The organism is Pseudoalteromonas sp. T1lg10 (assembly GCF_002964545.1).
Taxonomy (GTDB): Bacteria; Pseudomonadota; Gammaproteobacteria; order Enterobacterales; family Alteromonadaceae; genus Pseudoalteromonas.
This window is the reverse complement of record NZ_PQBV01000051.1, coordinates 315,609-341,590: the sequence shown is the minus strand read 5'-3', so window position 1 is coordinate 341,590 and position 25,982 is coordinate 315,609. Positions and strand designations below refer to the sequence as shown.

Genomic DNA, 25,982 nt, shown 5'->3' with positions numbered 1-25,982 from the left:
CCTAAGCAGATTTTATTTAGTGAGGTGTCGAGTGTTAAAAGAAGGGCGTAGAAGCGTGCAGTGACTACCTGGTTGGCTGGCTCTGTGTCAGTAGGTTCGAGAGGCGGGATTGTTACACTTGGGCGTTATTTATAGATTTTTTCGGTGACCTTTTTTAGCTCGGCATGCGGTAAAAATTGATCTGAGATGGTCAAAATTGCATGCAGGTTATTTTTAAGCTTTTCTAAGTCGAGTTCACCGGGGTTGAGTGACGTTTGCATTAGATGAATTGCCATGTCAGCAAGCAAAACCCGCTGTTTCTCCAGCCATTGCGGTTCTCCTTTAGCCGTTGTAAGGGCTAAATAACTACTTTCAACTAAGTTGTGTATTTCCCAGCTTGTTTTGATTATTTCGCGGCGTTGTTCGTTATTCATATCTAACCCCTTATTGATAAAGTGAACTTTTTTCATTTAGAGCAATAAGTTAGCAGTATACCTAGGGGGCAACAAGCAGATGTGCTTGGTTTTGAACTCGGTTATTAGACAGCCTGGTTATAGAGAAGCTAAAAGCGTTATATGAACATTTTATTGGCGCGGCCTGTTGCTTGTTTGCACCCTTACTCCACCCGGCAATAATACTGTTTAAATTGCCATTTACTGGCACGTATATAGTAGCAATTGCTTTCAAAGGTGAGGATCTGAATGATATCCGCTCTTTGGGGGCGGCTAAAATAGGTGGTTCTAATCGTAGTGTCACCAAGGATTTCCACCTTATGGGGAGTAAACTTGAGCTGCTCGGGCATGCGGTTGGCGGGGTAGGTGGTAAAGGCATGCTCATGCAAGACATGGACAATACCTGAGTTGATATTATCCCTAAGCATAAGTCGCTCTTCTGCGGGGATTTCATCCTGCGAAAGCAGACTGGCAAGGGTTTTGGCCTCATCGAGTTGCCAGGCGCCCACATAAAAGGGGGTCTGCCCTGCCTGATAAACAAGGTAAGTTAAAAGAAATCCCAAACCTAGAGGCACCTTCATAGTTCCCTCTGTTCAACCCGAACGCTTTATTGTTGAGCGTCCTTTAGGTGAATAATCGTTTGGCTGCAAACCTCTTTAACTGCTTTGTTCCTTGCCTATCGGCTTCCCCCAGCAGGTATGTAACACCTCTATCGGAACAACCAATTTGAAACCAAACCCGTTAGATAGATTAGTATAGTGCCTAATTTTAAGCCTGCTATTTAGGTGTGAAAATTGCTATTTAAGCCACTGAACTAGGGCGTATTTTTGTTAATTGGATAGGTAAGGGCGGTATTGTAGACTAGTGGAAGTGTTGAAGGCACAACTTATAACTAAGGCCGTGGTTGTGCCTATATGAGGCTAGTTAACCGCAAGTTCAAAGGTTTTCTCGTTGAGCAACTCCAATTGCCAGACGTCTTCGCAATCATCCGGGCCCAACATAAAATAGGTATAGCCTTTATCCTTTATCAGATAAAAGTGCATGCTTTGAATATAGAGGGAGGCAAGATCCTTTTTTTGCGTCGGTGAGAGCGAGCTCTGCTGCTGGGCAAATGTGGATTTTTGTTTTTCTAAATTCGTTTCTACCCAGGCCGAGTCCCTGACTATTTGTACAGCGTAAGAAATTAGCTGCGGGTTTGGCTCTAAGGCGCCCTGTTCGTGCTCCAGGGTGATGGCCTTGTTATTATAGTTGCCCACCCATTTATTACTCTCGCTATCGTATTTTAGCGTGCCTAAAATAGTGTGGTTTAGCTCTTTTGCCATTTTGGGTTTTTTCTTAAAAATCCATGAAAACATAAAATTCCCTTCTCGATTAAATCTCTTGGCCCCAAGGCATGGGGCTTGGGTTCGGCGCCATTCTAGCGGTAAATATTACAAGTTAAAAATATTTAAGATAAACAAGGCATAAGCCACTTATGTGTAAGCGGCTTTAACCCCAAAATCGACAGCACCGAGCAACAGGATAGTGGCAAATAGGCAGGCTAAAAATCCGGCGAATATCTTACTGCCTCGTTTAAAACCGAATTTACTGTAGCCATAGGCGGGAATGCCGATAAAACCGATTAGGGCGCAAAACAAGGGAAAATAACCAAGATGGGTTATTGAGTTCTCTGCGCCGTGGTATTTACACCAGGCAAAACAGCAAAAGGAAATAAACAGGGTATGAGGCAAAAAGGTAATGCTTTCCTTGTCGTGGGCATACAGAAAATAGCTGTCTATAAAGGCCGCAAGGATGTAAGAAAATAGCGCCAAGATGATTATTTTATTGGATTTTTTCATCTTCTTTGGGCCGTTAGGCAAGGCTGTATTCGCGATTAGCCTTACACAAGTCGTCGTGCAGCGCCATCACATGAATTGTCTTTGGGTCGGTGATATCGGAGCCGAGTTTCATCATAAATTTGCACGAGGCATAATCATTGGCCTTGCGCTCATAGGCGTTTATCCAGTCCTGCCGCTCTTTAAGGCGCTCCGCCTTAATAGGCCAGACCCCAGGGCGAGGACGAAGCCTTTCTATGCCCACTCGCCAGGGTTTGGGGCTGACCCTGGCCCTAAAACAGCGCTGATTGCGACACATTTGCATGTAGACCCTGTCCGAGCCAAGACTTTTTAACAGCGCCGCCGAGCGCTCACTGGTGGGCTCATAGGTTTGCTCCATAAAAAGTATCCGAAAGCCCATGGAGGTCTGGTAAATACGCAGATGCAGAGCGGGGTTATCGGCGCAGACCTGTTTAAAACGCGTGATGGCCTCTTGTTCCAAACCCCCTCTGCGGTTAATAAGTCGGTTGTTGATAAAGCCTGCCAAGGTGGAGGCGAATAGCAGCGACACCAGCAAGGCGGCAAATAACACCCACCAGGAGCCGGCGATCAAGGCGGCCGCGGCGCCAATCAGTGCCAGGCCAATAAACACCCAGGTAACGAGTCTCGTCGAGGGCGCACTATCGAGATCTATGTCTGCAAACATCACATCCGGGGTGTTTAGGCACAGGGCGCCATAGGAGTTTCTGGAAATAACCACGTCTTGATGCTTAGAGACGACCTCTTCGCGGATTGGAATACCCTCAGCACCGTTATAGGAAATTTTATGATCAATGCGTCGCACATCGCCTTGCTCGCTCAGGGTCTTGAGTGCGTCATCAAGACGCTGACCCGCGTGTTGCTTTGCATCTTCTTCACTGATATCTGACCAGCCAAAGCGCTTGATTGTGTATTGTCGGTTGTTGGCACGGGTTTTTGCTTGCGATTCGGACCAATACTTGGGGACTATCATGCCGTCTTCCTTGGATGGCTAAGGCTGTAGAGCGAGAAAATATGATGCTTACCTTAGCACCTTTTGAATTCTAAAAACTAGGCTTTATTTAGTAAAGGCAATGAGTTACCTAAATTTAGGCGGTAAAAAACTGGTCAGGTTAGAGTGGGGAGCGGGAGCCCAGCATCACGGGCTCCTAGTAAGGTTTTTTTATTGACGTTGCTGATACACCGCCAGCGGGTGAGAGGTACTGAGCGAGATATGCACCTTATCTCCGGGACGTACCATCACCTCGTGGCTTACTCGGCTGGTGACTAGGGTATTGCAGGTCAGCTCAACCGCACACAGGCGGCTGCCGCCTTCAAAGCGCACCCAGGTTACGGTACCGTTACTGTTATCGCCATTTTGCGCCAACAGTACGTCATCGGGGCGCAGCAGCACATCCACGGCGCCTGCATCACAATCTATGCCTTGCGCCGGTGCTATGCCTATAGCGGTGCTGGCTTGGCCGTGTTGATAGTCGCCGGCAATAAAGCTGGCTTCGCCTAAAAAGCGCGCTACAAAGCGATTGCTCGGCAGGCTAAAGCAGTGCTCAGGAGAATCGATTTGTTGAATACGTCCGTCTTTGAGCACCCCGACTCGGTCGCCTACCGACAGGGCTTCTTCTTGGTCGTGGGTCACCCAAATCGCCGGGACGCCCGCGTCTTTTAAGGCATTGCGAATATCCCAGCGCAAGGTGTCTTTAAGCGCCGCATCCAGATTCGACAAAGGCTCGTCTAAAAGCACAAAGTCTGGCTGGTGAGCGAGCGTTCTCGCTAATGCCACCCGTTGCTTTTGGCCGCCTGACAGTGTGGCGGGCTTTTTATCGACAAAGGCACCAAGACCAAGCAGTTCAATCCAGTGCTCCGCTAAGGAGGTGTCCTTTAAGCGAAAGCAGATATTTTGCTGTACGGTGAGATGGGGGAACAGGGCAAAGTCCTGAAACACCATGCCGACACGGCGTTTTTCCGGGGGCACATGTAACTTTGGGGTGGCGCGCCAGGTGCCAAGATTGATTTCTCCGGCGCTGATTGGAATAAGCCCGGCGAGGGCCTGTAAAATGGTGCTTTTACCGCAGCCGGTAGGACCAACCAGCATCAGGATCTCGCTCTCACCCAATGAGAGATCTAAGTCGCTTACGACCCGATTACTGCCATAATCGATAGCCAACTTACTAACAGATAACATGTATTCTTGATCCTTAATTACTGCGTTTTTCACCGGAAAGCATAATAGCTAAACCACAGGCGGAGATCACTACAAGCAAGAGCCCGGGGATGGCGGCGCGGCCAAAGTAGCCCGCTTCGTAAACGCGCCATAGGTACGTCGACAATGTCTCGAATCCAGTCGGGCCGAGCAAGAGTGTGGCCTCTAATTCTCGCATTGATTCTAAAAATACCAGGGCAGCACCTGCGACTATACCGCGCGCGGTCAGCGGCAAGGTGATGCGGGTAAAGGCCTCTCGTGGGCTGGCCCCAAGAACGCGCGCCGATTTAACTAAACTGGCGTCCATATGCTCGGTGCTGGTGCGCACCGAGCCCACCGCCAAGGGTAAAAACCGCAGCACATACGCGATAACCAGCAGGGCCAGAGTTTGATAAAGCATGGGTAGTTGCAGGCCGGCGTAAACCAGTGCGGTGCCCATGACGATGCCGGGAATGCCAAAGCCGAAATAGGTGATACGCTCCATAACACGACCGGCCTTACCGCTGAGCGCTGCATGGGCCACAGGGATAGCAACGATCACCGCCACCAGTGCCGCTATGCCCGAGGCGTAGGCCGAATGCCAGGCAATGGTGAAATCGAACTCGGCCAGGCCTTCGCGGACCAGCCACAGCGAGAAAACCCCCAGGGGCAGGCCAATCGCTAGTAATAGCACTGGCACGAAGGTAACGAACATGGCACCGAGTTGCCACGGCTTAGGAAAGAGCATCAGTGGGCGGCCATGGCGCTCGGTGGCGGTTTTAATTTGCGACTCTAAAAACAGCAAAAAGCCGACAATACACATCAACTGCAACGACAGCATGGCGGCGCGGCTTAAACCAAAGGCATTGTACTCAACATAGATCACCCGGGTGAAGGTATCGAGGCGCATCATCGCCGGGGTACCGAAATCAGACAAGGTATACAGGGCCACCAACAAGGCGCCGGCGGCAATACCGTTTACCACCCGGGGCAAAATTACCTTAAATATGCTCATGGCCATCGACATGCCCAGGGTTCTTGCGGCATTGACCATGCTGGCATCGATACTCAGCAGTGAAGAGCGGGTGGTCAGCATGACAAAGGGAAAGGTGTACAGGGTCATAACAATGGCGGCGCCGCTGAGGTCATACATGGGCGGCGTGGCTATGCCAAACAGCTGGTTGATTTCTCCCCCCGGGCCAAAGGCCGCATACAGGGTAAAAGCGCCGATATAGCTGGGGATGGCTAAGGGCGCGGCAAACACCACTAGCCACATCTTCTTCAGAGGTAGATGCACATAGGCGCTGATAAAGGCCAGGGGCACGCCGATAATGATCGAGCCCAACACAGTCAGTACCATCAGCGACAGGGTATTGCCGAGTATGGTGAGGTTATGGCTGTCGAATACATTACTTGCGTCACTGGCGAGCGTGAGCAGCACATACACAGGGGTTAAGGCCACGAGCGCTGCAAGCAGCGCCATGGGGTAGGAAGCGGGTAGACGCATTAGAGCACACCGTTGTTACGCATTAAATCCAGGGTCGGGCGCAGGTCCGCCAGTTGCGTTAAGTCTATTTTAGGCGGTGAAATGCTGGCCAGTGAGGGCAATCCTTCGGGCGGTTTAATGCCTTCGATAAGCGGGATTTCATGGGCCTCACGGGCCAGATAACCCTGTACCTCAGCGCTTAATAGGTAACGCATAAAGTTGGTCGCCAGCGGGTCTTTATTCAGCGCGAGAATGCCTGAGGCATTAACCAAACAGCCTGCATCATTTTGGGTAAAGGCAAGATCTAACTTGGCTTCGGGTTTACCCGCTTTAAGGCGCAGACTGTAGTAGTGATTGGCAAAACCTATGTCTACTTCACCGCGCTCCACAGCCATCACTACGCCCAGTTCACCGGCATAGGATTTGGCTTTCTTTTTCACCTTTTTCAGCCACTTGGCGGTTTTATCATCACCTTCAAGCAAACGCATCGCTGTGATAAAGGACTGGAATGAGGCATAGGCCGGGGCCCAGCCAATACTCAGGTCGCTGTCGGCAATGGCCATAATGCTCTCGGGGATCTGCTCCTTGGTCAAACGCTCTGTGTTGTAGGGCAGGGTGCGTATGCGGCCGGTCACTGGCGCCCAGCCCTCGTAGCGAAACTGAGGTTGCAGTTGTGCCGATAAGTCAGCAGGCAGCGGCTGTGCCAGCCCGGCATCGGTTACCAAGCCTATGGCACCGGAGTCCACCGCCCAGAATAAATCGGCGCGGCGTACGCCCATTTTCGCTTCCGCGACTATGGTGTTGGCCAGGGCAGCAGTGGGGCCGCGGCGAATACCCAGCTCTAAATTCGGGTTTTTATCTTGAATGGCTTGCAGGACATTTTCATACAGACCGCCTTCGCCACGGCCAAGGTATAAGGTTAGCTTGCCTTCGAGGGCGGGCAGACTGTCCACCGATACCGGGTTGGCAGCGGTGGCCGCGAATGCCCGCGCTAGGGGGAGCGGCAAGGTGCTGGCTACCCCAAAGGCGGCCAGACCCTGAATAAAGGTTCTGCGTTTCACTTAGAACACGTCCTTACGGGCTTTTTCGGCCTTTTCAATGAGCTTTTTAGCACGATCTAGTTTGCCCTGCATGGCAACGACCACAGCACGCACGTCATCGACGCTCTTGTTATCGGCGATCGCCTTTGGCAGAGTTACATTGAAGTCTTTTTCTAGCTCTTCAACCAGGTTGGCATCTTGCTCAATTAAGGTGCCTTCAACGCCTTCAAACAGGTGCAGGTAGGTGTCATGAACGATCTGCGTGGCTTCATCGCCAAGGCGTTCTGCATATTTGGCAACGACACGGTCGAGCTTGTGCTTGATCTCGTCCATGGTGGCGCTTTGTGTCATGGTCTCTGTAGCCGTAGCCTTCACGCTCTGAAGCAGGCCTTTTTGCTGGAATTGCGCCGCCAGTTTAACTGCCCCCAAGCCTTGCCATAAGGCCGCATTGAGCGCTTCTTGCTGTTTGCGTGCTTCGGCCGCTGGCGCTTTATTGTCTATGGCCATCTTGATGCCGTAAAGCCCTTGCCAGATAGAAGCATAAACGGGCACATAGTTAGTTTCGATGGCGCTGTGAAATTTAACCGATTCCCAGTATTCAACGAGGTCATCGCTGTTTACCGCCTTGTTGCCCTTGGCCTCGTAATCGCTGACCATGGCATCAACCTTGCCAATCATCCATTGTACTTCTTCGGAATAATCTTTTAGGTTTTCTTGTAGGTGATTAACGTGTTCGCCGATAGGACCGTTGGCAAAGGCCGGCTGAAAGCTAAATGCAGAGGCGAATAACAGGCTCACGCCCAAGGTTTTGACTGATTTATACAATGAATTCATAGCGTGGGGATCCAAGGCTAATTGTAAATGATAGTTATTATCATATCCGCACAACTCGTTTAAATCAATACATTAAAGTGTCGTGTTCCGTTACTTTTTGTGCCAAACAGCACATCAGCAAAAGCTGGGTCTCATAGACCCGATGGAGCATAGACAAATGCCCTAAGTAAACAGTATGCTGCTTGATGGTAATACCAATTCTGTTAGATATGTGATCAGATATAGCGCTGGATAAATGATATGATAACAAGGCGGTATTTTTCTTATGTAGTTATTCTACATGGAAAAATTCCAACGCTGTAAGCATGATATTTAGCCTGCTAGAATGATTAGCTATTTAAGTGAATTGGTATATCTACTTAGAACAAGGGATTGGACATGACCCCAGCGGTAACCTTTTTAACCAAGCATAAGGTGAAGTTTGAGCTCATCAGTTTTGAGCATGACGCCCAGGTTGATAATTATGGTCAGGAAGTCATAGATAAATTGGCACTGGACGGGGCCTGCGTATTCAAAACCTTGGTGCTGGAAACCGCAGAGCAAGGGTTTGTGGTCGCCATTACCCCGGTGAACCAACAGGTGAATACCAAATCTCTGGCCAAACTGGCGGGCTGTAAAAAAGCGGCCATGGCCGCGGGGGCCGATGTGGAGCGGGTAACCGGCTATGTGCTCGGCGGCGTGAGCCCCTTTGCGCAAAAGAAACGACTGCCCGTGTATGTGCATCAAAGCGCCCTGGCGCAGGAAACAATTTATGTCAGTGCCGGCAAGCGCGGTGTTGAGCTGGCCTTGGCACCAAAGGATTTAATTACCCTTCTAAATGCCCGTAGCGGTGAGTTTTAGCCCTAGTGCCTTTATTGCGCTCTCTATCGAGCGCGCTCTGTGTTGTTGGGCGCTTGCTGCGGCGCTCATTTTTCCCCAAACAATCTTCTCCCTGCGTATTTGTTTCATGCTTTTTCACTAGCGGAGCACTCGAACCCCCTCCTTGAGTCACGTACTGAGCAAAATTATTTTTGCGTACACCTGTACGCTCAAAGCGCGGTAATTCAGGCGCTTGGGGCGAATAAGGCAAATAAAGTTTGAAATTTGTGTTAAAAAAACTGGTTGGACCAATTGATCTATTCAGATTTTTATGACGTAATAATGGAAATTAACTGGTCAGATGAGTTGGTTATGAGCTTACGTACAAAATTAAAAAAAATCCTTCCTAGTATTTCCATCACAGAGCAAGAGGCGCTGGACGCCGGTGATGTATGGTTAGAAGGTTCTATCTACCGTGGTAAACCGGATTTCGCGGCGCTGCGCGATGTGCCAGCGGCAACCTTGAGCCAAGAAGAGCAAGCTTTCCTAGATGGCCCCGTGGCCCAGCTGTTGGAAATGATCGATGAGTCCGAGATTCAATCGGGCACGCATCTGCCTGAGCATATTCTAGAGTTCTTGAAAAAAGAACGTTTCTTCTCGCTGATCATTCCGAAGAAGTTCGGTGGTCTTGAATTTAGCCCCTATGCCAACTCGACCATAGTGGCCACCATTTCAACTAAGTCATCGGCGGTTGCCGTGACCGTGATGGTGCCAAACTCCTTGGGCCCGGGTGAGCTATTGCTGCACTATGGTACCGAAGAGCAACAAAATCATTATCTGCCGCGCCTTGCCAATGGTCGCGATATTCCTTGTTTCGCCCTGACCAGCCCGGAAGCGGGTTCGGATGCCGGTGGTATTCCGGATATCGGCGTGGTTAAAGAAGGTGAATACCAGGGCGAGAAGGTACTTGGCCTGGAAGTAACCTGGGACAAGCGTTATATCACCCTGGCACCTATCGCCACCGTATTGGGTTTAGCCTTTAAGGTGCAGGATCCGGATCACCTGCTGGGTGATAAGGAAGACCTCGGCATTACCTGTGCGCTTATTCCAAATACCCACCCGGGTGTGGAGCTGGGTAATCGCCACGACCCTATGGGCGTGCGTTTTTATAATGGTACGACGCGCGGTGAAAAAGTCTTTATTCCTATGGACTTTATTATCGGCGGACAAAAGAACATCGGTCGCGGTTGGCAGATGCTGGTGAGCTGTTTGGGTGCCGGCCGTGGTATTTCACTGCCAGCTTTAGGTGTGTCGGTATCTCAGGTTTCCTTTAAGGGCGCCGCCGAGTATGCCGCGGTGCGTGAACAGTTTGGTCTGGCCATAGGTCAATTCGAAGGTATTCAGGAAAAGCTGGCCGATATTGCCGGTAAAACCTACTTACAAGAAGCCATGCGTGTGCTCACCACAGAAGGTCTGGGCATGGGTCTAAAACCTTCGGTAGTAACCGCCATTGCTAAGTACCATATGACCGAAATCGGCCGCGACGTGCTGAACTCGGCCATGGATATTCAAGCCGGTAAAGCCATTCAGCGCGGCCCGCAAAACACCCTGGCCAGCGGCTTTGTCGCTCAGCCCATCGCCATTACGGTAGAAGGGGCGAATATCCTGACGCGTAACCTGATGATCTTTGGTCAAGGCGTGATGCGCTGTCACCCTTACTTGCAGAGCATGGTGGAGTCCATTCACTCGCAAGAAAAAGATGCCGATGCCACCTTTAATCGAATTCTTCGTAAAACCGTGGGCTACAGCACCGCCAATGCGCTGCGTGCTTTCAAACATGGTTTACTGCCTTTTACCGCGCCAAGCGCATCGTCTTTGCCTGAAGTACGCCAGTATGAAAAGGCGGTTCACAAGTTGTCGTCACGCTTAGCCGTGTATGCGGATTTCTCCTTATTGGTTTTGGGCGGAAAGTTAAAGCAGGCGGAAATGCTGTCGGCGCGCCTAGGCGATGTGATGAGCTATATGTATGCGGCCATGGCTTCGATTAAATACTATGAGCAAAAGGTCAGCAGCGCAGATCGCGAGCAAGCGGCGCCATACTTCCACTATGCGACCCGCTGGGCACTGCAACAGGCAGAGCAGGCACTGCATGCCTTCTTGGATAACTTCCCGGCATCGGGCACGCGTAAGTTTATGCGTTTCCTAACCTGGCAGTACGGCTACAAGATGCCAGCCATTGGCGACAACTTGGTTCGCGAACTGGCCCATCAGGCGCAACTGGATACGGCCATTAAAGCCCAGTTGACGCATCTGGTGAAGCCAACGCCGGGCGATGGTCACGATATCAATGAGCAGGCCTATAAAGCCAAGCTGGCAAACCTTGAGAGCCTGGCCAAGGTACGCAAGGCCATTAAGTCGAAGCAGATTCGCTCTGGTGTGCGTTTTGCCGAGACGCTGGATAATGCCCTGGCAGCCAGTGTGATCGATGCCAACGAGTATGCGTCTTTGGTTGATTATAACCGCAAGCGTGAGCTGGCTATTCGCGTTGATGAGTTCGATTTCGATATGAACCTGCTGCGCCCGGACGGCACTCGTGCCGACGGCCAAGACATGAGTCTACGCAGCGCCAGCTGATTATTCCCTGTCACATTTGCATTACCACCAAGCCCTTACCTCTGCGTAAGGGCTTTTTTATTGGGTGATCTTAAGGCGGCCTCTGTTCGTAATGCCAGACGGAGGGAATGTATGCTCACTTTATTTTATGACGGCCATTGTCCGCTGTGTGCCGCCGAGATCAGAAAATTAAAAGGGTACGCTCATAAGGGTGCCCTTGTACTTATCGATATTAATAACGATGAAGACCTTTCATCTTTCCCCATGATTGATTATCACGCCGCCTTAAATACCTTGCATGCCCTTGATGACAAAGGGCAGATTTTACTGGGGTTGGATGCCAATGTCGCCGTGTGGCGGGCGGTTGGCAAGTACCCTTGGTTAAGGGTGTTGCGCTGGCCGCTGATCCGTATTGTCGCAGACTACTGTTATCGAATTTTTGCTAACAATCGCCACAGAATATCGCTCTGGCTATCGACTCGAGCTTGCAAAGAGCAGTGCGCAGTGGGTAAGCGCCATGAGTAGGGCTTTGGTCATAGGAGCTTCGAGTGCCATAGCCCGAGCCCTTATCGAAGAGTTGGAGTCACACGGGACGCAGGTGCACAGCGTGAGCAGAGCCAGGCTCGCGCGTGAGCGCCACAGCTGTTTGGCTTACAGTGAGCAGGCGATTGCCAACTGGTGTCTTGATGCCCAACGACAGGGATTGGCCTTTGAGCACATTTATATTTGCAACGGCATGCTGCACGCAGTGGAGGTGCAGCCCGAAAAATCCCTAACTGCTTTTTCGCAGTCGGCCTTTTTCGAGGTGATGCAGTGCAACACAGTAGTCCCTATGTGGTGGCTGTCGAACCTAAGCAAGATTTTGGCGCCCGAAGCGCAATGCGTGGTCACCATTTTGAGTGCCCGCGTGGGCAGCATCACAGATAACCGTCTGGGGGGCTGGTATAGCTACCGCGCCTCAAAGGCGGCCTTAAATATGCTTACTAAAACCGCTGCTATTGAAATCCGGCGCACGCACAAGCAAAGCAAATTTTTGCTGTTTCATCCCGGTACCACGGACAGTGCGCTGTCTAAGCCGTTTCAAAAAAATGTGCCTGCGGGCAAGTTGTTCAGCCCTCATTTTGTCGCCCAGCGATTACGAGAATTGAGTAACGATTACGCCTTTCTTCCGCCCTGCGGCTTTTATGATTGGAATAGGCAAGCTATTGAGTTTTAAAGTTTATAGAGAATCTAATGTATGCAATTTAGTAAAGACGATCTCGACGCCATGCCCTCGCGCTATAGAGCGCACTTCGTAAACAGCCTGTCGGGGTATAAAAGTGCAAATCTGGTGGGCACCACAGATGGTCGGGGAAACCATAACTTAGCCATTGTCAGCTCGGTGGTGCACCTGGGGGCGCATCCTCCTTTGGTTGCCATGATCATGCGCCCGGATGTGGTGGAGCGCCATACCCTGAGTAATATAAGGGCCACGGGTTGGTATACCATCAACCAGGTGAACACTGGTTTTTGGCAGGCCGCGCATCAGACATCGGCCAAGTACGCTGTGCATGAAAGTGAATTTGATGCGGTGGGTTTAGAGCCTCAATTTATCGGTGAGTGTCCCGCTCCTTTCGTCAGCCAAAGCCTGTTGAAATATTCGGTGAAATTGGTTGCCGAGCAGGTCATAGAACAAAATGGCACCCTGATCTTGATTGGCGCAATCGAACAGGGGGAAGTCAGTGACAACGCTTTGTGCAGCGACGGCCATATCGACCTTCACAGTATAGATACGGTGGCGATAACGGGATTAGACGGGTACCATGTTGGCAGTCGCCTTGGCCGCCTCAGTTACGCACAGCCCCATGTGTGGCCAAGCGCCCTGGATGACTAGTGTAAAGGGGATTGACAGCGCCCTTGTGTCGAGACTGTGCTGAGGTACAATGTCGGCAAGTTGAATTAAGAGGTTTTTCCAATGCGTTTAGTCTTATCCCTGTTTCTTGGTGTTTTTATTGGTCTTGCGTCAATGCAGACAACGGCTCAGCAGAGCGTTGATCTCGAAGCCGTGATGAAGAAAATGGGCCACAGCTTTAAACAAGCGGTTAAAGCCGAAGATCAAGGGCAAATGCTTATGGCCTTGGACGAGCTAGAGACCTTGGTAGAGCAAGCCAAGCAGACTCGCTTTAACAAAGAGCCGGAAAAGTCTCAGTTGGGGTTGGACAAGGTGTTGGAGCAGATTGCACTGGCTCGTACCTTGACGCAGAACAACGAATTGGCGCAAGCGAGCGTGGCCCTAAAAAGCATTGACTCACTGCGCAAGGAATACCACGAGCTTCATGAGCCACCGGGCTTGTGGCAATTATTGTTTGGTCAATAATATTTATACCAATTCACTTAAATAGCTAATCACCCTAGCGGGCTAAATGTCGTGCTCACCGCGTTGGAATTTATCCAGCGCTATATCTGATCACATACTTAACAGATTTGGTATTAGTTTCTCACTGGTTGCGGTGTTAATCGCCGCCGCCACAGCCTCCACCGCAGCTTGAGTCACCGCCGACACTATCGCTCGAGCTCGACGTTGAACCGCTGTCACCTGCACATCCCGATGAACAACCTATATGGGCGGCACAATAGCCATCGCCATACAGGGGCGACTTTTTATTCTTGCAATCTAAGGCGTAGACAAAGCCATCTTTAATTTCAAGCTGGCTATCGAGAGCGAACAGTAGGGGCAACTGCGTGGGTGCCGCAGCGGGTAAGTTGCTTTTGGCACAGGCTAAACGCCAGCGCGCCTGATACCATCCTGGGCGACCACCTTGGTTCTCATGGCCTCGCTTGGGGTATGGTGCAAAAAGCGCCCGAGTGCCTTTTTACAAAACTGCTGATAGTTGCGGGTAAAGAGGATAAATTCATGCCAGGCCACGTCGACCACCTGCGAGGGCATGGCTACCATTTTATTGCCAGCTTGATGACAGATATAAAAGTAATCCCTTAGCCCTTGCAATACCAGCTCTACGTCCTTGTCTTTGAGATGGGGGTAAGCGTGCTTTACTTTGGCGGCTATCGCCGGGGCAAACTGATATCGCTCTATATACACTCGCTGTGCTTGCTTTTTGCGGCGCTGGTATAAATAGACGCTCAGACCTAAAACGATCAGCGCCGTGATGGATGTCATTAACATTTGCTGTCCCTGCCCATGGGTTATTCTTTTTATTATTCAGCTAACTACGGGTTGCCCTTGGAAGCAAGTTGTTTTTTGGCTAACAGCCTTTTTGTATACACAGAGCTAGGTTTTGCAAGGTAAAGGGCCAGGGCTCTTGGTGTAAGCTGCTAAAGCGCTTAAAGTTAATATTGCCCAGGGTGCGTTCTTGTATGGCCTTGATCAGTATTTGATATTGCTCGGAATCGGGCTCAAATATGGCGAAGTTACTGCTAGAGATAAAGGTATCGCCCTGATGATGGGCATCGTGCAACATGATCAAGGCCGCAGCCCCCAATAACACATGGCCACCGACGGAAACATCAAGGTGTTCATCGGTGTCCATCTTATCCCAATTGATACCGCCGACGACCGGTAGCTGCGCCGAGTTTACACTCGCAGCAGCTCTAAGAGCGCCCCCTGCAATGGGGTCGTTGGCTGCCCAAATCATATTGATATTCTTGATATGACTAAGCACGCGAATACTTTTGCGATAGCCTTGCTCTGCGGACCAATTTGCCACTTCATGGTATACCAGGTTTACTTCCGGGTGCTGGCGTAAAAACAATTCCAGGCCACGCTGGCGGCTGAGTGCCGAATCGGTAGTGTGATCGCCATACAGTGCCAGCATATTGAGTTTGGCATCTTCACCAAAACGCTCAATGGCGCGCTCAAACAGACCGCGGGCCAGCTTATAACCGGCCTCGAAATGATTGGGAAGAATATAGCCGAGCAGCCAATCTGGTTTAGTGGTGAGAATGTGCTCCTGCGGAGCATTATAAATAAATAACAGTGGCTTATCTAATTCAGCATCGGCCTTGATCAGTTTGGTTATGGCTTTTTTCTCGTCAACCACTATGACATAGTCGGCATTGCTTCTGAGCGCGTCGTTCAGTTGCGACTTCATTAAAATATGATTGCGATTGGCATAGGTGACCGACAATTTAATATCGAGATCCTCGGCCACAGCTTCCATCGCCAGGGCCACGTTACGCCAAAACAGGCCGGTCGAATTATCGAACTGGTGACCGGGGTTCACAAAGCGTACCTTAAGCGGCTGGGCATCGGGATCGGCTTGAGCGCCTGCACTGATAAGCAGCAAGCTGAGGGTGAACGAAACGAGTAAAAAGCGGAAAATCGTCATTATTTCAACATATAACTGATATAGACCCTAGTGTATGTGGCGTGCGTGCATCAGTAAAGGAAGGGTCGACAATTTCCGCTTTAGTTTAGCGTTTTAACGATAAATCATACTTGAGCACCAGGGCATCCAGGTATTTGGCGCGCAGCGAATGCTTGTATTCATGGCCAGGCGGTTCAATAATCGCTTTGGAAAATTGTTTCATAATTGGGTGTAATTGCTGCCTTTGCTCGGCACTTAAGGCGGTGACCGTCATCCCTTCGGTAAGGGTGTCTATGCTGTAGCGTAATGCATCCATATGGATAATTTCTTCAATCTGCCCTTGTCGGGTTTGGGTACCGAATTGGCCGCTTAAAAATTGCTGCCACAGGTGGGTGAGTCGCTCGTCAATATCTTCCAGGTAGTCGTCAACCAGGTAGAGCCCCTCGTTTTGCAAAGAGTAAAGCGCCTGCATCGCCCGCTGGGCAAAGAGGTTAAAGGCTACACTGGCCGACTCTATGTTTGCCTTGGCAATTTGCCGTCCCCAGTCCTGCATAGCGATAGGGTAGTACTGCCAAAATACCTGACAGTCATAAATCCCCTGTACCGAGTGGCATTGAATGGTGTTTTCCAGGCTATAGCTGGCCTGAGGAAAAATGCACAGATGCTGCCAGTGCTCAAGTTGCTCACGGTCTACACCCAGGTGTTGGCAAAGCTGATCTTCCCGGTAGAAAAATTGTTCCAAATAATCCAAAAGATGCATAGGTAAATCGATAACTGTATATTTATACAGTTATCTTGATTCAAACCCGATTAAGTTGCAAGCCTTAAAATGGAGAAATTATTACGCAAAGGTGTCGTTCCTCTCGGCATAGGCGTTTGAATATGATTAAATTAGTAAAAATAGTTAGTGAGAGAAGCCAATAGCATGGGAACTATGGAGCAATTAAGACAGGCACGGGTGATTACTGCGATAAAGACCCCGTATAACGACGATGGCGAAATTTGCCTGGAAACCTTTGATGCTTTGGTGGAGCGCCAGATTGCCGCCGGTGTCGATGGTATAGTTGTTGGCGGTACTACCGGCGAAGGGCAACTGATGAATTGGGAAGAGCATTTAATGCTGATTGCTCACAGCGTCGCTACCTTTGCCGAACGTATCTTGATCATAGGTAACACCGGCAGCAACAACACCCGTGAAGCTATTAAAGCCACTAAATACGGTTTTGCCACAGGTATGCATGCCGCCTTGCAGATCAATCCTTACTATGGCCGTACCTCTGTGCTGGGCTTACAAGCTCATTTTAATGCCGTACTCGATATCGGCCCTGCTTTTATCTATAACGTTCCGGGGCGCACAGGTCAGGATCTCACCCCTGACTTTATCGGCTCATTGGCCCAGCACAAAAACTTCATCGGTATGAAAGAGTGCCAGGGCAACGAGCGCATTGCCGCCTATGAAAGCCAAGGCATCGCCTGTTGGTCAGGTAATGATGATGAAGCTCATGATGCGGTGCATCAGCACGGTGCCCATGGTGTGATTTCGGTGGCCACTAACCTGATCCCCGAGCTGTTTTGTGACTTGCTGAAATCACCTCAACCTGAGCTCAATGCCGAGCTTACACCGCTGATGAATTGGCTGTTTTGTGAACCTAACCCCATTGCCATTAACACGGCGTTGGCGATGACAGGCGCGGTAAAACCTGTGCTGCGTTTACCCTATGTGCCATTAACACAAAAACAACAAGAACTGGGTGTTGAACTTATGTCCAAATTGGATGAAAAGTACCTGGTTGGTGAGCAAACAGCGGCTATCATCGCTGAAAATGCGTTTAAATTGTACTAAGTTAGCCAAGCAGTAACATTTTAAGACTTAACAGCCGGTTAATTGTACCGGCTTTTTTGCTATTTTTTTTACAATCCATTACTATTTGCGCCTTATGAATAAACGGACTTTTGGCGATGAAGTGTGCTGTCGAAAAGTTGGCCGTATATGCGGCGCAGCCAGCCTTAACAGAAAATATTGAGCTCAATAAACTCTTAGATGCATTGGCGTCAGAATTTATTGCGCTTGATGTCAGTTGGGTCAAGCCCATTCAACGTCGCCGTTTAAGCGCTTTTGCCAAGATGATCCTCAGTTGTGCCCATAAGGTAAACCCTGATGCTCAGCCGCTGCCGATTATTTTCTCATCCCGCCATGGTGATCTGCATAAAACGTCGGACTTGCTGGCACAACTTCAAGCGCATGAACCCTTATCACCTACTCAGTTTGGCTTGTCGGTACATAACGCCGTAGCCGGACTCTTATCGATTCTGACCAATAACAAGGCGCCCATTGTCGCCTTGGCCGGCGGCAACAACAGCATTAACAGCGCCCTGTGTGAGGCCTATATTCAGCTGCAAGACCCAGAGGTTGAGCGGGTGATGGTGATCCATGCCGATCAAACCTTGCCCGAGCTGTATCAGGAGTTTGCCGATGAGCCGCAAGTGGATCATTGCCTTGCCTTGGTGCTGAGCACAAACTCTGAGGCCATAAATAATGGTGCTGCTGTACGCCTTGAACAAGGCGATGGAACAACCAAGCCTACAGTGGCTGCAGCGCTGAGTTTAGCGCTGGCCCTGCACGAGCAAAAAAGCATTGAGCTTAGTGGATGGCGGTTGCACTATGATTAGCAAGCTCAACTACTGTTGGCGCGTGCTTGGCACGGGTTTTTGTTTTGCTCTCTTTGGTCTCGGTGGTATGATCTTAAGCCTGACCATCCTGCCTTTGCAGCGGTTAATTTACCGGCAAACCGAGGTGCGTCAGCGCAAGGCGCGAAAGCTGGTGCATTACACTTTTCGCTTTTTTGTGGCTGTGATGGATACCTTGGGGGTGATAGGTTTTCATGTTCACAACCGCGATGCCTTTAAAAATTTACGCGGTCAGCTGATCCTTGCCAATCATCCAAGTTTAATTGATGTGGTGGTGCTGATTGCCTCTGTGCCAAGGGCCGATTGCGTGGTTAAGGCGCATTTGTTTAAAAACCCCTTTATGCGCGGCGTTATTCAAAGCACCGGCTATATCAGTAATGATGATCCCGAAGGCTTGCTGGTGGATTGTTGTCGCTCGTTAGCCGCGGGCAATAATTTGATTATTTTCCCCGAGGGAACGCGCTCTGACAAAGGCTCACTGCAAAAATTTAAACGCGGGGCTGCCAATATCGCTTTGCGCTGTGGTTTACCTTCGGGCTCGGTGATCACCTCGGTGCTGATCACCATGAAGCCCAGCACCCTGACCAAGGGCACGCCCTGGTATAAGGTGGCACCGAAGAAAGCGCATTTTTCGATGCATATTGCCGCCGAGCAACCGCAGCCCTGGCAGGGCCATGAGCATGAACCCATGAGCATGCAATCGCGGGGCTTGACCAAACACTTAGAAACTTATTTTCATAATCAAGTAGCGAATTTATGAGTGATTTAAAACTAGAACTAAAACAACTAATTATTACCAGCTTAGATCTGGAAGACATCGAAGTAGCAGACATAGACGACAGTGAGCCCTTGTTCATTGACGGCCTTGGCCTAGATAGTATCGATGCGCTGGAATTGGGTCTGGCCATTAAAAAGGCATTCGATGTAAAAATCGACGCTAACTCAGAACAAACGAAGGCTCACTTTGCATCTATCAATGCATTGGCTGAGTTTATTGAACAATCGCGCAACAACGCTTAATAGTGGAATAGAAGATGAAAACTGCTGCTGAAATTTACGACGTATTACGTGGCATTTTAGAGAATGACTTTGAAATCGACGCCGACGACATCAGTATGGATGCCAACCTATACGAAGAGCTGGACTTAGACAGTATCGACGCCGTTGATTTGGTTGTGAAACTAAGAGAAATCACCGGTAAGAAAATCGAGCCGGAAGCCTTTAAACAGGTGCGTACCGTAGCGGACGTAGTAAAAGAAGTAGAACAACTCGTTAATTAATCATGCTTAAAGGCATAGTGAATGCACTGATCTCCTTGTGCCTTTTGGCTTATCCTGTCTTGGTTTACCTGGGCTTAAGCCGGGGGTATGAGCAACAGGTAGCCTGGCTGTTGGCGGCCTTATTAACAGGGCGCGTGCTGTTGGCGCTGCGCCACAAGGCTATTGGCAACTGGCTATTACCTATCTCCGCCGTTGGCTTGCTGCTGGTGTTGATGGCGCTAATGCGCGGCTCATCCCTGTGGCTGCAACTCTACCCGATTATGGTGAACCTGATTATGGCCATCACCTTTGCCCTAAGTTTGCTGCAAAAGCAGAGCATGGTGGAGCGTTTTGCCCGCTTGCAGGAGCCACAATTGAGTGAGCAAGGCGTACGCTATACCCGTAAGGTGACCATGATCTGGTGTGCCTTTTTTGTCCTCAATGGTATCGCCGCCACCTACACGGTCTGGCTTGGTGATGTGGCTTTGTGGACCTGGTATAACGGCTTTATCGCCTATGTGCTTATCGGCCTTTTGGCCGCCAGCGAGTGGACTTATAGGCTGTGGTTAAAAAGGCAGGGCAAGCTTGTATAACTTAAAAAACCTCCTCGGTGAGCACATGGCCAGCCGTGACGGCTGTGCTTTTAGCAGCGCACAATTTCTTGCTTTAGTCGAGAGTTTTTATCGCCGTTATGCGTCTCTTGAAGCCGGCTCCTCGGTGTTGCTGTATCACAGCGATAGCATAGAGTTTGCAGCGCGTTTGCTGGCATTGGCGCAATTGCCGCTGGATATTGTTTTACCTCCTAACGCTCAGCCACAAACCTTGTGTGATTTGCAAAAGATCACCAGTTTCTATGCCGGTGAGTTGGAGGCGGATAGCCCGCCTGGCTTTACCTGTGTGGACGCCTTTGCCCCAGATTCTTCATTGGCGTGCGATTTACACTGGCCCGGCAGCGCTCAGGGCTCCGGCAGCCTGGTGTTTTTCACTTCGGGCTCTAGCGGTCCTGCCAAGGCCATTTATAAATCTTGGGATGCCATTAACTGTGAACTAGAAACCCTGGAGCAGACCTTTATCTGCGCCGAGCCTAAGCCCGAACATCTGTCCTTTGTGGCCATGGTGTCGCACCAGCATATTTATGGGCTGTTATTTAAACTGCTGTGGCCGCTGCGTTTTGGGCACTTCTTCGAAGCCAGCAGTTACCAATACCCAGAGCATTTAGCCAAGCGACTTGGCGATCATCGGCGTTGGCAGGTGGTGGCCTCGCCAGCTCAGCTATCCAGGCTTGTGGATGACAATGTTCTGGTGCCGAAGCGTGCACAGATAGAGCGCATATTTTCCTCCGGTGGACCCTTGGCGGACTCAGATGCCATTACCTTGGCGGAGCAGTTACATCAAGGCGTAGTGCAGGTTTATGGCAGCACGGAAACCGGCGGCATAGGCTATCGCAGTGTGCTTTCGACGACGGCAACGCCCTGGCAGCCTTTTGCTGGCATCAGTCTAAGCACAGACGAGGGCCGCTTGGCGCTGCAATCCCCCTTGATAGACGAGCCAATCCGGCTGTTGGATGACAAGGGCCAGGTATTGAGTGATGGTCGATTTTTGTTACTCGGGCGCGCCGATAGAACCGTGAAGGTAGCGGAAAAAAGGGTCGACCTGGTTGGTATGGAAGCGCGTTTGCGCCAGCACCCTCTGGTGTGCGCCTGTGCGCTGCTGCAACTCTCTTCGGGGCGTTTAGGTGCCTTGGTGGCACTTGGCAATGCAGGTGAATCGCAGGCTTCCAGCAGGGAAATAACCGTGCAGTTAAAGGCCTGGCTGGGGCAGGAATTTGAAGCCGTGTGTGTACCGCGTAAGTGGCGTTATGTTGAGCAGCTCCCCTACAACAGCCAGGGCAAGCTGATTTATTCGCAATTGGAGCAATATTTTGTCTGATCTAGTGATAACCGAGCCGCAGATCCGCGCCATTGAACAAACGGACGACCAGGTTGCGCTGACCTTGTATTTACAACCCGAGCTCGATTATTTTCGTGGCCACTTTCCGGGTGCGCCTATCCTTGCCGGTGTCGTGCAACTGGATTGGGCGGTGCAATACGCTCGTCAGTATCTGGGCATGAGCGGGGAGATAGCCGATATTGAGGTATTGAAGTTTCAGGTGGTGATGACCCCAGAATTGGAAGTGACGCTGCAATTGGCGAAGAAAAATAACGAAAAGGTACTCTTTAGTTATCACTCTGAAAAGGGTCAGCATGCCAGTGGCCGCCTGGTCTTTGCGAGCTAAGCCATGAACTTGTGTATCGTCATTCCTAACTACAACCATACCCATGCCATTGATCAGGTGCTGGCGCAATTAAGTGGTGCCGGTTACAAGATAGTCATGGTCGATGATGGCAGTCATGCCGAGGCGCAAAAATACTTCGACGAGCTGGCGCAGCAATACAGTGATTTGACCCTGCTACGCCATAAAATCAATCAGGGCAAGGGCGGAGCGGTGCAAACCGGTCTGCGCTGGGCATATGAAAACGGTTACAGCCATGCCCTGCAGGTGGACGCCGATGGCCAACATTGCCTGGCGGATATGAACCGACTGGTAGAATGTTCCCGGGAAAATCCAGAGGCGATTATCAGTGGTCGCCCCCTGTATGACGACTCGGTCCCCAAACACAGATATTTAAGTCGCTATATCACCCATTTTTGGGTCTGGGTAGAAACCCTGAGTCTGTCCATTAAAGACTCCATGTGCGGCTTTCGCGTATATCCGCTGGCTCCTTGTATGGCGCTATTTGCACGCTGCGAGCTGGGTAAACGCATGGATTTCGATATTGAGATCATGGTGCGCATGTATTGGCGCGGTACGCCCTCGCGTTTTGTCGACACCCAAGTGATTTACCCAGAAGACGGGGTGTCGCATTTTCAGCCGCTGGCCGATAACCTTAAGATCAGCTGGCTGCACACCCGCTTGTTTTTCGGCATGTTGGTACGCCTGCCTAAATTGCTGTGGCGTAAGCTCAGTGGTCAAAGGTAAGCGGCGCGATATGAGCGAACAACATTGGTCAAAAACCCAAGAGCGTGGCAGCTATCTTGGCATGCAGTTTTTACTTGGCGTGTATAAGCTCTTTGGCCGCCGGGTGCTCTGGCTGTTTATGTTTGTGGTGGTGTTTTATTTCTATGTCAGCGGCAGAAAAGCACGCCGTGCGTCCCTTGATTATTGGCGCCGTCTCCACACGTTTGACCCCAGTCAACCTAAGCCTAGTTTTGGCACTGGGTTAAAACATTTTTGTACCTTTGCCGACAGCGCCTTTGATAAGATTGATGCCTGGCTTGGGCGTATTACGCCGGCGCAATTGCGTTATCAGAATCAACATCTGTTTGATGACTTGGTGGCCCGCCGCCAAGGCGCCATTTTTATCGGCTCGCACTTGGGCAACCTGGAAGTATGCCGGGCCTTGGGCATGCGTCATCAAAACTGTGTGATCAATGTACTGGTGTTTACCGAGCACGCGGTGGAATTTAATCGCACCTTGGGGCGCATTAACCCCAATGTCAGCGTCAACCTTATTCAGGTCAGCGATATGGGCCCGGATCTGGCGATTTTACTTAAAAGCAAGGTCGAGCAGGGTGAGTTTGTAGTGATTGTCGGCGATCGCACTAGCACCAGTGCGGTTGGGCGGGTGCACTATGCGTCCTTCCTTGGCGAGCCGGCGCCTTTTGCGCAGGGGCCCTTTATTCTTGCGGCGCTACTGGAGTGCCCAATATACTGGCTATTCTGTACCCGAAGTGGTGATGGCTTTGACGTCCATTTCAGTCATTACAGCGAGGCCTTATCCTTGCCGCGTAAAACCCGGCAGCAGGCCCTGGCTCAGGTAATAGATGATTACGCTCAAGAGTTGCAGCGCGTGACGCTGCAATGCCCTTATCAATGGTTCAATTTTTACGATTTTTGGCAACGCGATGAAGACAGCGTGCGCCACAAGGAGAAGTAGTTCGTGTCTAGTATTCAATCCATCGAGTTTGGCGCTGCGCCGCTGCGTATAGAAGATATCGTTGCTTTTGCCCGCACTGATACGTTAGCACACATTAGTAATGACCAAGCCTTGGCGCGCAAAATAGACTCGGCGGTGGCCTTTTTAGATGAACTGCTCGAAAAAGAAGGGGTGATTTACGGCGTCACTACCGGTTACGGCGACTCTGTGACCGTAGGCATCCCCCTTGAGCTGGTGCAAGAGCTGCCTTTGCATCTCACCCGTTTTCACGGCTGTGGCATGGGCGCTCACTTTTCTCATGCCGAGTCGCGCGCCATTTTGGCAACCCGATTAACCTCCCTGACTCAGGGCTATTCCGGGGTGAGTTGGGAACTGCTGCATTTGCTTCGCGATATGCTCAACCATAAAATCCTGCCCTTGATCCCGCAAGAGGGCTCGGTGGGCGCCAGTGGCGACCTCACGCCGCTTTCTTATGTGGCCGGTGCATTAGTAGGCGAGCGCGATGTGTATTTTCAAGGCGAGGTGATGGCCGCCAAAGACGCCTTTGCCAAGGTGGGGCTGAAACCCATCACATTGCGCCCCAAAGAAGGCTTGGCGATTATGAATGGCACCGCGGTGATGACCGCCATTGCCTGTTTGGCCTTTGACCGCGCCAATTACCTGCATAAGTTGGCAACCCGTATCACCGCATTAAGCTCCTTGGCGCTCAAGGGCAACAGTCATCATTTCGATGAAATCTTATTCTCGGTGAAACCGCACAGCGGTCAGCAGCAGGTCGCGGCCTGGATCCGCGATGACCTGAATCATCATAGTCATCCTCGCAATGCCGAGCGTTTGCAGGACCGTTATTCGATTCGCTGCGCGCCCCATGTCATTGGCGTGTTGGCGGACTCCTTGCCCTGGTTGCGTCAGTTTATCGAGAACGAGCTGAACTCCGCCAATGACAACCCCATTATCGATGGGCAGGGCGAGCATGTGTTGCATGGTGGTCACTTCTACGGCGGCCATATCGCCATGGCCATGGACAGCATGAAAACTGCGGTGGCGAATCTGGCCGACTTGGCCGACAGACAAATCGCCTCCTTGGTGGACACCAAGTACAACAATGGCCTGCCGAGCAACTTGAGCGATGCCCATGACGAGCGCAAGTACATCAACCACGGCTTTAAAGCGGTGCAGATCGGTGCTTCCTCCTTTACCGCCGAAGCCTTGAAACTGACCATGCCCGCCAGCGTATTTTCGCGCTCCACCGAATGCCATAACCAGGATAAGGTAAGCATGGGTACCATAGCCGCTCGCGATTGTATGCGGGTGCTGCAACTAACCGAGCAGGTGCTGGCCTGTACCCTGTTGGCGGCAGTACAAGGACTGCGTATTCGTATTGCTCGTGGTGAGGTGGATGAGCAGGGTTTGAGCACAAATATTCGTGCCATGTATAGCGATGTTTGTCGCTATTTTGATAACCTGACTGAGGACAGACCACTGGAGCAGACCCTGCGCACCACGGTGGATTACATAGTGCAGCAACGTTGGGACCTATATGAATAATAAAAATGCCTTGCTGGTTAGCTCAGTTGAAATAGAGATCCCGTTTCACGATTGCGATCCCATGAATATCGTTTGGCATGGTAACTATGCCCGCTACCTTGAGGTGGCGCGTTGTGAGTTGTTGCGCCAATTCGATTATGATTATTTGCAAATGCTTGAGTCGGGCTATGCCTGGCCCATTGTTGATATGCGCATAAAATACATAGACTCGGCGCTGTTCACCCAGCGTATACGTGTCGAGGCTTACCTTAAAGAATATGAGCAACGCTTAAAAATCGACTATGTGATCTTCGATGCCGCCAGTAATAAGCGCCTGACCAAGGCCTATACGGTGCAGGTCGCTGTTGAGCAAGACAGCGGTGAAATGCAATATGTGTCACCGCCGATTTTAATGCAGAAACTGGCCAAGGTACTGTAATGAAAAAGCTTTTAGTCAGTCTATGGCTTACGCTTATGTGTGCTCCAAGCGCAGCTGCAAATGAGCCTAAGGTCCAAAGTGAGCACGGCAATTTTAGCCAGGCGAAAACCTTTGCCGGTTTTAACCAGCCCTTTATCAGCAAGGGTGAATTTACCCTAAGCAGTGAGCAGCTGTTATGGCATACCCTGACGCCCATCGATTCCTTGCTGAAAATCGATGGTGATGGTGTGTTTGAGCGCCAAGCGGATGGTCAATTTCGCCGTCAAGGCCAGAGCGGACCTTACAGCAGTTTGTTGCAAGCCTTATTAGCCCAAGATCAGGCGCAGTTGGCGCAGTTCTTTACCAGCAGCGAGGCCCAGCCACCGGCATCTTTGTTAGAGAGCGCCTATTCATGTCAGCAACTCGAGCCCATCACACAAGAGCTCAAAGGTCTGTTTAGCCACTTTATCAGTTGCCTGGATAGCCAAGAGCGGGTGCGTTTTATTGGCTTGTATGAGCACAGCGGCACGGTCACTGAAATCAGTCTTAACTTTGAGCTCGGTGTAAGCCAAGAGTAG

The 25,982-nt window shown here is 50.7% G+C and carries 32 protein-coding genes; 19 read left to right on the top strand and 13 right to left on the bottom strand.

Going from position 1 to position 25,982, the window contains the following annotated elements; genetic code table 11:
* Positions 1–125 precede the first annotated feature (125 nt).
* The 9 genes from C2M17_RS14810 to C2M17_RS14770 form a co-directional block, all read right to left on the bottom strand.
* Positions 126–413 (bottom strand): hypothetical protein, encoded by a 288-nt coding sequence (locus C2M17_RS14810; protein WP_105201688.1) that lies wholly within the window; start codon positions 411–413, stop codon positions 126–128.
* A gap of 182 nt (positions 414–595) precedes the next feature.
* Positions 596–994, bottom strand: coding sequence for a hypothetical protein (locus tag C2M17_RS14805; RefSeq protein WP_158684043.1), 399 nt, complete (start codon positions 992–994; stop codon positions 596–598).
* 357 nt (positions 995–1,351) lie between these two features.
* The gene (locus C2M17_RS14800) at positions 1,352–1,786 is read right to left on the bottom strand and encodes a hypothetical protein (RefSeq protein WP_105201488.1); all 435 of its coding nucleotides are present in this window, start codon (positions 1,784–1,786) and stop codon (positions 1,352–1,354) included.
* A gap of 117 nt (positions 1,787–1,903) precedes the next feature.
* Positions 1,904–2,269, bottom strand: a complete 366-nt coding sequence (locus tag C2M17_RS14795; protein WP_105201487.1) for a hypothetical protein — start codon at positions 2,267–2,269, stop codon at positions 1,904–1,906.
* 13 nt (positions 2,270–2,282) lie between these two features.
* Positions 2,283–3,257 carry a hypothetical protein gene (locus tag C2M17_RS14790; RefSeq protein ID WP_105201486.1) on the bottom strand — a complete coding sequence of 325 codons (975 nt, stop codon included), beginning with the start codon at positions 3,255–3,257 and terminating at the stop codon, positions 2,283–2,285.
* A 189-nt stretch (positions 3,258–3,446) separates the two neighbouring features.
* Positions 3,447–4,463, bottom strand: a complete 1,017-nt coding sequence (locus C2M17_RS14785) for an ABC transporter ATP-binding protein (RefSeq protein WP_105201485.1) — start codon at positions 4,461–4,463, stop codon at positions 3,447–3,449.
* A 13-nt stretch (positions 4,464–4,476) separates the two neighbouring features.
* Entirely contained in the window at positions 4,477–5,967 is a 1,491-nt protein-coding gene (locus C2M17_RS14780) for an ABC transporter permease (RefSeq protein ID WP_105201484.1), read from the bottom strand.
* Entirely contained in the window at positions 5,967–7,007 is a 1,041-nt protein-coding gene (locus C2M17_RS14775) for a substrate-binding domain-containing protein (protein WP_105201483.1), read from the bottom strand. The genes C2M17_RS14780 and C2M17_RS14775 overlap by 1 nt, the downstream gene beginning before the upstream one ends.
* Positions 7,008–7,820, bottom strand: coding sequence for a hypothetical protein (locus tag C2M17_RS14770; protein WP_105201482.1), 813 nt, complete (start codon positions 7,818–7,820; stop codon positions 7,008–7,010).
* A gap of 378 nt (positions 7,821–8,198) precedes the next feature.
* Between C2M17_RS14770 and ybaK the strand changes: the two genes are divergently transcribed.
* The 6 genes from ybaK to C2M17_RS14740 all read left to right on the top strand — a co-directional run bounded on the left by ybaK (position 8,199) and on the right by C2M17_RS14740 (position 13,587).
* Positions 8,199–8,660, top strand: a complete 462-nt coding sequence (gene ybaK / locus C2M17_RS14765) for a Cys-tRNA(Pro) deacylase (RefSeq protein ID WP_105201481.1) — start codon at positions 8,199–8,201, stop codon at positions 8,658–8,660.
* 330 nt (positions 8,661–8,990) lie between these two features.
* The gene (locus tag C2M17_RS14760; RefSeq protein ID WP_105201687.1) at positions 8,991–11,252 is read left to right on the top strand and encodes an acyl-CoA dehydrogenase; all 2,262 of its coding nucleotides are present in this window, start codon (positions 8,991–8,993) and stop codon (positions 11,250–11,252) included.
* A 111-nt stretch (positions 11,253–11,363) separates the two neighbouring features.
* Positions 11,364–11,756, top strand: a complete 393-nt coding sequence (locus C2M17_RS14755; protein WP_105201480.1) for a thiol-disulfide oxidoreductase DCC family protein — start codon at positions 11,364–11,366, stop codon at positions 11,754–11,756.
* A complete protein-coding gene (locus C2M17_RS14750; protein ID WP_105201479.1) occupies positions 11,749–12,447 on the top strand; it encodes an SDR family NAD(P)-dependent oxidoreductase in 699 nt (232 codons plus the stop codon). The genes C2M17_RS14755 and C2M17_RS14750 overlap by 8 nt, the downstream gene beginning before the upstream one ends.
* A 21-nt stretch (positions 12,448–12,468) precedes the next feature.
* Positions 12,469–13,104 (top strand): flavin reductase family protein, encoded by a 636-nt coding sequence (locus tag C2M17_RS14745; protein ID WP_105201478.1) that lies wholly within the window; start codon positions 12,469–12,471, stop codon positions 13,102–13,104.
* An 81-nt stretch (positions 13,105–13,185) separates the two neighbouring features.
* Positions 13,186–13,587 (top strand): cytochrome b562, encoded by a 402-nt coding sequence (locus C2M17_RS14740; RefSeq protein WP_105201477.1) that lies wholly within the window; start codon positions 13,186–13,188, stop codon positions 13,585–13,587.
* 136 nt (positions 13,588–13,723) lie between these two features.
* On the opposite strand, the gene C2M17_RS15960 is transcribed toward C2M17_RS14740, so the two are convergent.
* From C2M17_RS15960 to C2M17_RS14725, 4 genes are all read right to left on the bottom strand, one after another.
* Positions 13,724–13,948, bottom strand: a complete 225-nt coding sequence (locus tag C2M17_RS15960) for a hypothetical protein (protein ID WP_199776038.1) — start codon at positions 13,946–13,948, stop codon at positions 13,724–13,726.
* A 41-nt stretch (positions 13,949–13,989) separates the two neighbouring features.
* A complete protein-coding gene (locus C2M17_RS15955; protein ID WP_199776037.1) occupies positions 13,990–14,394 on the bottom strand; it encodes a glycine-rich domain-containing protein in 405 nt (134 codons plus the stop codon).
* Between the two features lie 79 nt (positions 14,395–14,473).
* A complete protein-coding gene (locus tag C2M17_RS14730; protein WP_105201476.1) occupies positions 14,474–15,556 on the bottom strand; it encodes a substrate-binding domain-containing protein in 1,083 nt (360 codons plus the stop codon).
* A gap of 85 nt (positions 15,557–15,641) precedes the next feature.
* On the bottom strand, positions 15,642–16,295 hold the full coding sequence (locus C2M17_RS14725; RefSeq protein WP_105201475.1) for a DUF6058 family natural product biosynthesis protein: 654 nt from the start codon (positions 16,293–16,295) through the stop codon (positions 15,642–15,644).
* A 165-nt stretch (positions 16,296–16,460) separates the two neighbouring features.
* Here C2M17_RS14725 and dapA point away from each other — a divergent pair, with 165 nt between their 5' ends.
* The 13 genes from dapA to C2M17_RS14660 all read left to right on the top strand — a co-directional run bounded on the left by dapA (position 16,461) and on the right by C2M17_RS14660 (position 25,982).
* Positions 16,461–17,378, top strand: a complete 918-nt coding sequence (gene dapA, locus C2M17_RS14720; protein ID WP_105201474.1) for a 4-hydroxy-tetrahydrodipicolinate synthase — start codon at positions 16,461–16,463, stop codon at positions 17,376–17,378.
* A gap of 116 nt (positions 17,379–17,494) precedes the next feature.
* Positions 17,495–18,205, top strand: coding sequence for a beta-ketoacyl synthase chain length factor (locus tag C2M17_RS14715; RefSeq protein ID WP_105201473.1), 711 nt, complete (start codon positions 17,495–17,497; stop codon positions 18,203–18,205).
* Complete coding sequence (locus C2M17_RS14710) at positions 18,198–18,983, top strand: lysophospholipid acyltransferase family protein (protein WP_199774383.1); 786 nt, start codon at positions 18,198–18,200, stop codon at positions 18,981–18,983. Before C2M17_RS14715 ends, C2M17_RS14710 begins: the two co-directional genes overlap by 8 nt.
* Complete coding sequence (locus tag C2M17_RS14705; protein WP_105189045.1) at positions 18,980–19,243, top strand: phosphopantetheine-binding protein; 264 nt, start codon at positions 18,980–18,982, stop codon at positions 19,241–19,243. The genes C2M17_RS14710 and C2M17_RS14705 overlap by 4 nt, the downstream gene beginning before the upstream one ends.
* Positions 19,244–19,257: 14 nt before the next feature.
* A complete protein-coding gene (locus tag C2M17_RS14700) occupies positions 19,258–19,503 on the top strand; it encodes an acyl carrier protein (RefSeq protein WP_105201472.1) in 246 nt (81 codons plus the stop codon).
* A gap of 2 nt (positions 19,504–19,505) precedes the next feature.
* Complete coding sequence (locus C2M17_RS14695; RefSeq protein WP_105201471.1) at positions 19,506–20,075, top strand: hypothetical protein; 570 nt, start codon at positions 19,506–19,508, stop codon at positions 20,073–20,075.
* Positions 20,068–21,411, top strand: a complete 1,344-nt coding sequence (locus tag C2M17_RS14690) for an AMP-binding protein (RefSeq protein ID WP_105201470.1) — start codon at positions 20,068–20,070, stop codon at positions 21,409–21,411. The genes C2M17_RS14695 and C2M17_RS14690 overlap by 8 nt, the downstream gene beginning before the upstream one ends.
* Positions 21,404–21,757, top strand: a complete 354-nt coding sequence (locus C2M17_RS14685) for an ApeI family dehydratase (RefSeq protein ID WP_105201469.1) — start codon at positions 21,404–21,406, stop codon at positions 21,755–21,757. The genes C2M17_RS14690 and C2M17_RS14685 overlap by 8 nt, the downstream gene beginning before the upstream one ends.
* A 3-nt stretch (positions 21,758–21,760) precedes the next feature.
* Positions 21,761–22,501 carry a glycosyltransferase family 2 protein gene (locus C2M17_RS14680; RefSeq protein WP_105201468.1) on the top strand — a complete coding sequence of 247 codons (741 nt, stop codon included), beginning with the start codon at positions 21,761–21,763 and terminating at the stop codon, positions 22,499–22,501.
* A 10-nt stretch (positions 22,502–22,511) separates the two neighbouring features.
* Positions 22,512–23,459 carry an LpxL/LpxP family acyltransferase gene (locus C2M17_RS14675; RefSeq protein WP_105201467.1) on the top strand — a complete coding sequence of 316 codons (948 nt, stop codon included), beginning with the start codon at positions 22,512–22,514 and terminating at the stop codon, positions 23,457–23,459.
* A 3-nt stretch (positions 23,460–23,462) separates the two neighbouring features.
* The gene (locus C2M17_RS14670; RefSeq protein WP_105201466.1) at positions 23,463–25,007 is read left to right on the top strand and encodes an HAL/PAL/TAL family ammonia-lyase; all 1,545 of its coding nucleotides are present in this window, start codon (positions 23,463–23,465) and stop codon (positions 25,005–25,007) included.
* Complete coding sequence (locus tag C2M17_RS14665; RefSeq protein WP_105201465.1) at positions 25,000–25,425, top strand: acyl-CoA thioesterase; 426 nt, start codon at positions 25,000–25,002, stop codon at positions 25,423–25,425. The genes C2M17_RS14670 and C2M17_RS14665 overlap by 8 nt, the downstream gene beginning before the upstream one ends.
* On the top strand, positions 25,425–25,982 hold the full coding sequence (locus C2M17_RS14660; RefSeq protein WP_105201464.1) for a LolA family protein: 558 nt from the start codon (positions 25,425–25,427) through the stop codon (positions 25,980–25,982). The genes C2M17_RS14665 and C2M17_RS14660 overlap by 1 nt, the downstream gene beginning before the upstream one ends.

Excerpts from the sequence above, each read along its gene's own strand:
- C2M17_RS14810 (WP_105201688.1), bottom strand. The coding sequence starts at position 413 with ATGAATAACGAACAACGCCGCGAAATAATCAAAACAAGCTGGGAAATA.
- C2M17_RS14800 (WP_105201488.1), bottom strand. The coding sequence starts at position 1,786 with ATGTTTTCATGGATTTTTAAGAAAAAACCCAAAATGGCAAAAGAGCTA.
- C2M17_RS14795 (WP_105201487.1), bottom strand. The coding sequence starts at position 2,269 with ATGAAAAAATCCAATAAAATAATCATCTTGGCGCTATTTTCTTACATC.
- C2M17_RS14790 (WP_105201486.1), bottom strand. The coding sequence starts at position 3,257 with ATGATAGTCCCCAAGTATTGGTCCGAATCGCAAGCAAAAACCCGTGCC.
- C2M17_RS14785 (WP_105201485.1), bottom strand. The coding sequence starts at position 4,463 with ATGTTATCTGTTAGTAAGTTGGCTATCGATTATGGCAGTAATCGGGTC.
- C2M17_RS14780 (WP_105201484.1), bottom strand. The coding sequence starts at position 5,967 with ATGCGTCTACCCGCTTCCTACCCCATGGCGCTGCTTGCAGCGCTCGTG.
- C2M17_RS14770 (WP_105201482.1), bottom strand. The coding sequence starts at position 7,820 with ATGAATTCATTGTATAAATCAGTCAAAACCTTGGGCGTGAGCCTGTTA.
- ybaK (WP_105201481.1), top strand. The coding sequence starts at position 8,199 with ATGACCCCAGCGGTAACCTTTTTAACCAAGCATAAGGTGAAGTTTGAG.
- C2M17_RS14760 (WP_105201687.1), top strand. The coding sequence starts at position 8,991 with ATGAGCTTACGTACAAAATTAAAAAAAATCCTTCCTAGTATTTCCATC.
- C2M17_RS14755 (WP_105201480.1), top strand. The coding sequence starts at position 11,364 with ATGCTCACTTTATTTTATGACGGCCATTGTCCGCTGTGTGCCGCCGAG.
- C2M17_RS14750 (WP_105201479.1), top strand. The coding sequence starts at position 11,749 with ATGAGTAGGGCTTTGGTCATAGGAGCTTCGAGTGCCATAGCCCGAGCC.
- C2M17_RS14745 (WP_105201478.1), top strand. The coding sequence starts at position 12,469 with ATGCAATTTAGTAAAGACGATCTCGACGCCATGCCCTCGCGCTATAGA.
- C2M17_RS14740 (WP_105201477.1), top strand. The coding sequence starts at position 13,186 with ATGCGTTTAGTCTTATCCCTGTTTCTTGGTGTTTTTATTGGTCTTGCG.
- C2M17_RS15955 (WP_199776037.1), bottom strand. The coding sequence starts at position 14,394 with ATGTTAATGACATCCATCACGGCGCTGATCGTTTTAGGTCTGAGCGTC.
- C2M17_RS14730 (WP_105201476.1), bottom strand. The coding sequence starts at position 15,556 with ATGACGATTTTCCGCTTTTTACTCGTTTCGTTCACCCTCAGCTTGCTG.
- C2M17_RS14725 (WP_105201475.1), bottom strand. The coding sequence starts at position 16,295 with ATGCATCTTTTGGATTATTTGGAACAATTTTTCTACCGGGAAGATCAG.
- dapA (WP_105201474.1), top strand. The coding sequence starts at position 16,461 with ATGGGAACTATGGAGCAATTAAGACAGGCACGGGTGATTACTGCGATA.
- C2M17_RS14715 (WP_105201473.1), top strand. The coding sequence starts at position 17,495 with ATGAAGTGTGCTGTCGAAAAGTTGGCCGTATATGCGGCGCAGCCAGCC.
- C2M17_RS14710 (WP_199774383.1), top strand. The coding sequence starts at position 18,198 with ATGATTAGCAAGCTCAACTACTGTTGGCGCGTGCTTGGCACGGGTTTT.
- C2M17_RS14705 (WP_105189045.1), top strand. The coding sequence starts at position 18,980 with ATGAGTGATTTAAAACTAGAACTAAAACAACTAATTATTACCAGCTTA.
- C2M17_RS14700 (WP_105201472.1), top strand. The coding sequence starts at position 19,258 with ATGAAAACTGCTGCTGAAATTTACGACGTATTACGTGGCATTTTAGAG.
- C2M17_RS14695 (WP_105201471.1), top strand. The coding sequence starts at position 19,506 with ATGCTTAAAGGCATAGTGAATGCACTGATCTCCTTGTGCCTTTTGGCT.
- C2M17_RS14680 (WP_105201468.1), top strand. The coding sequence starts at position 21,761 with ATGAACTTGTGTATCGTCATTCCTAACTACAACCATACCCATGCCATT.
- C2M17_RS14675 (WP_105201467.1), top strand. The coding sequence starts at position 22,512 with ATGAGCGAACAACATTGGTCAAAAACCCAAGAGCGTGGCAGCTATCTT.
- C2M17_RS14665 (WP_105201465.1), top strand. The coding sequence starts at position 25,000 with ATGAATAATAAAAATGCCTTGCTGGTTAGCTCAGTTGAAATAGAGATC.
- C2M17_RS14660 (WP_105201464.1), top strand. The coding sequence starts at position 25,425 with ATGAAAAAGCTTTTAGTCAGTCTATGGCTTACGCTTATGTGTGCTCCA.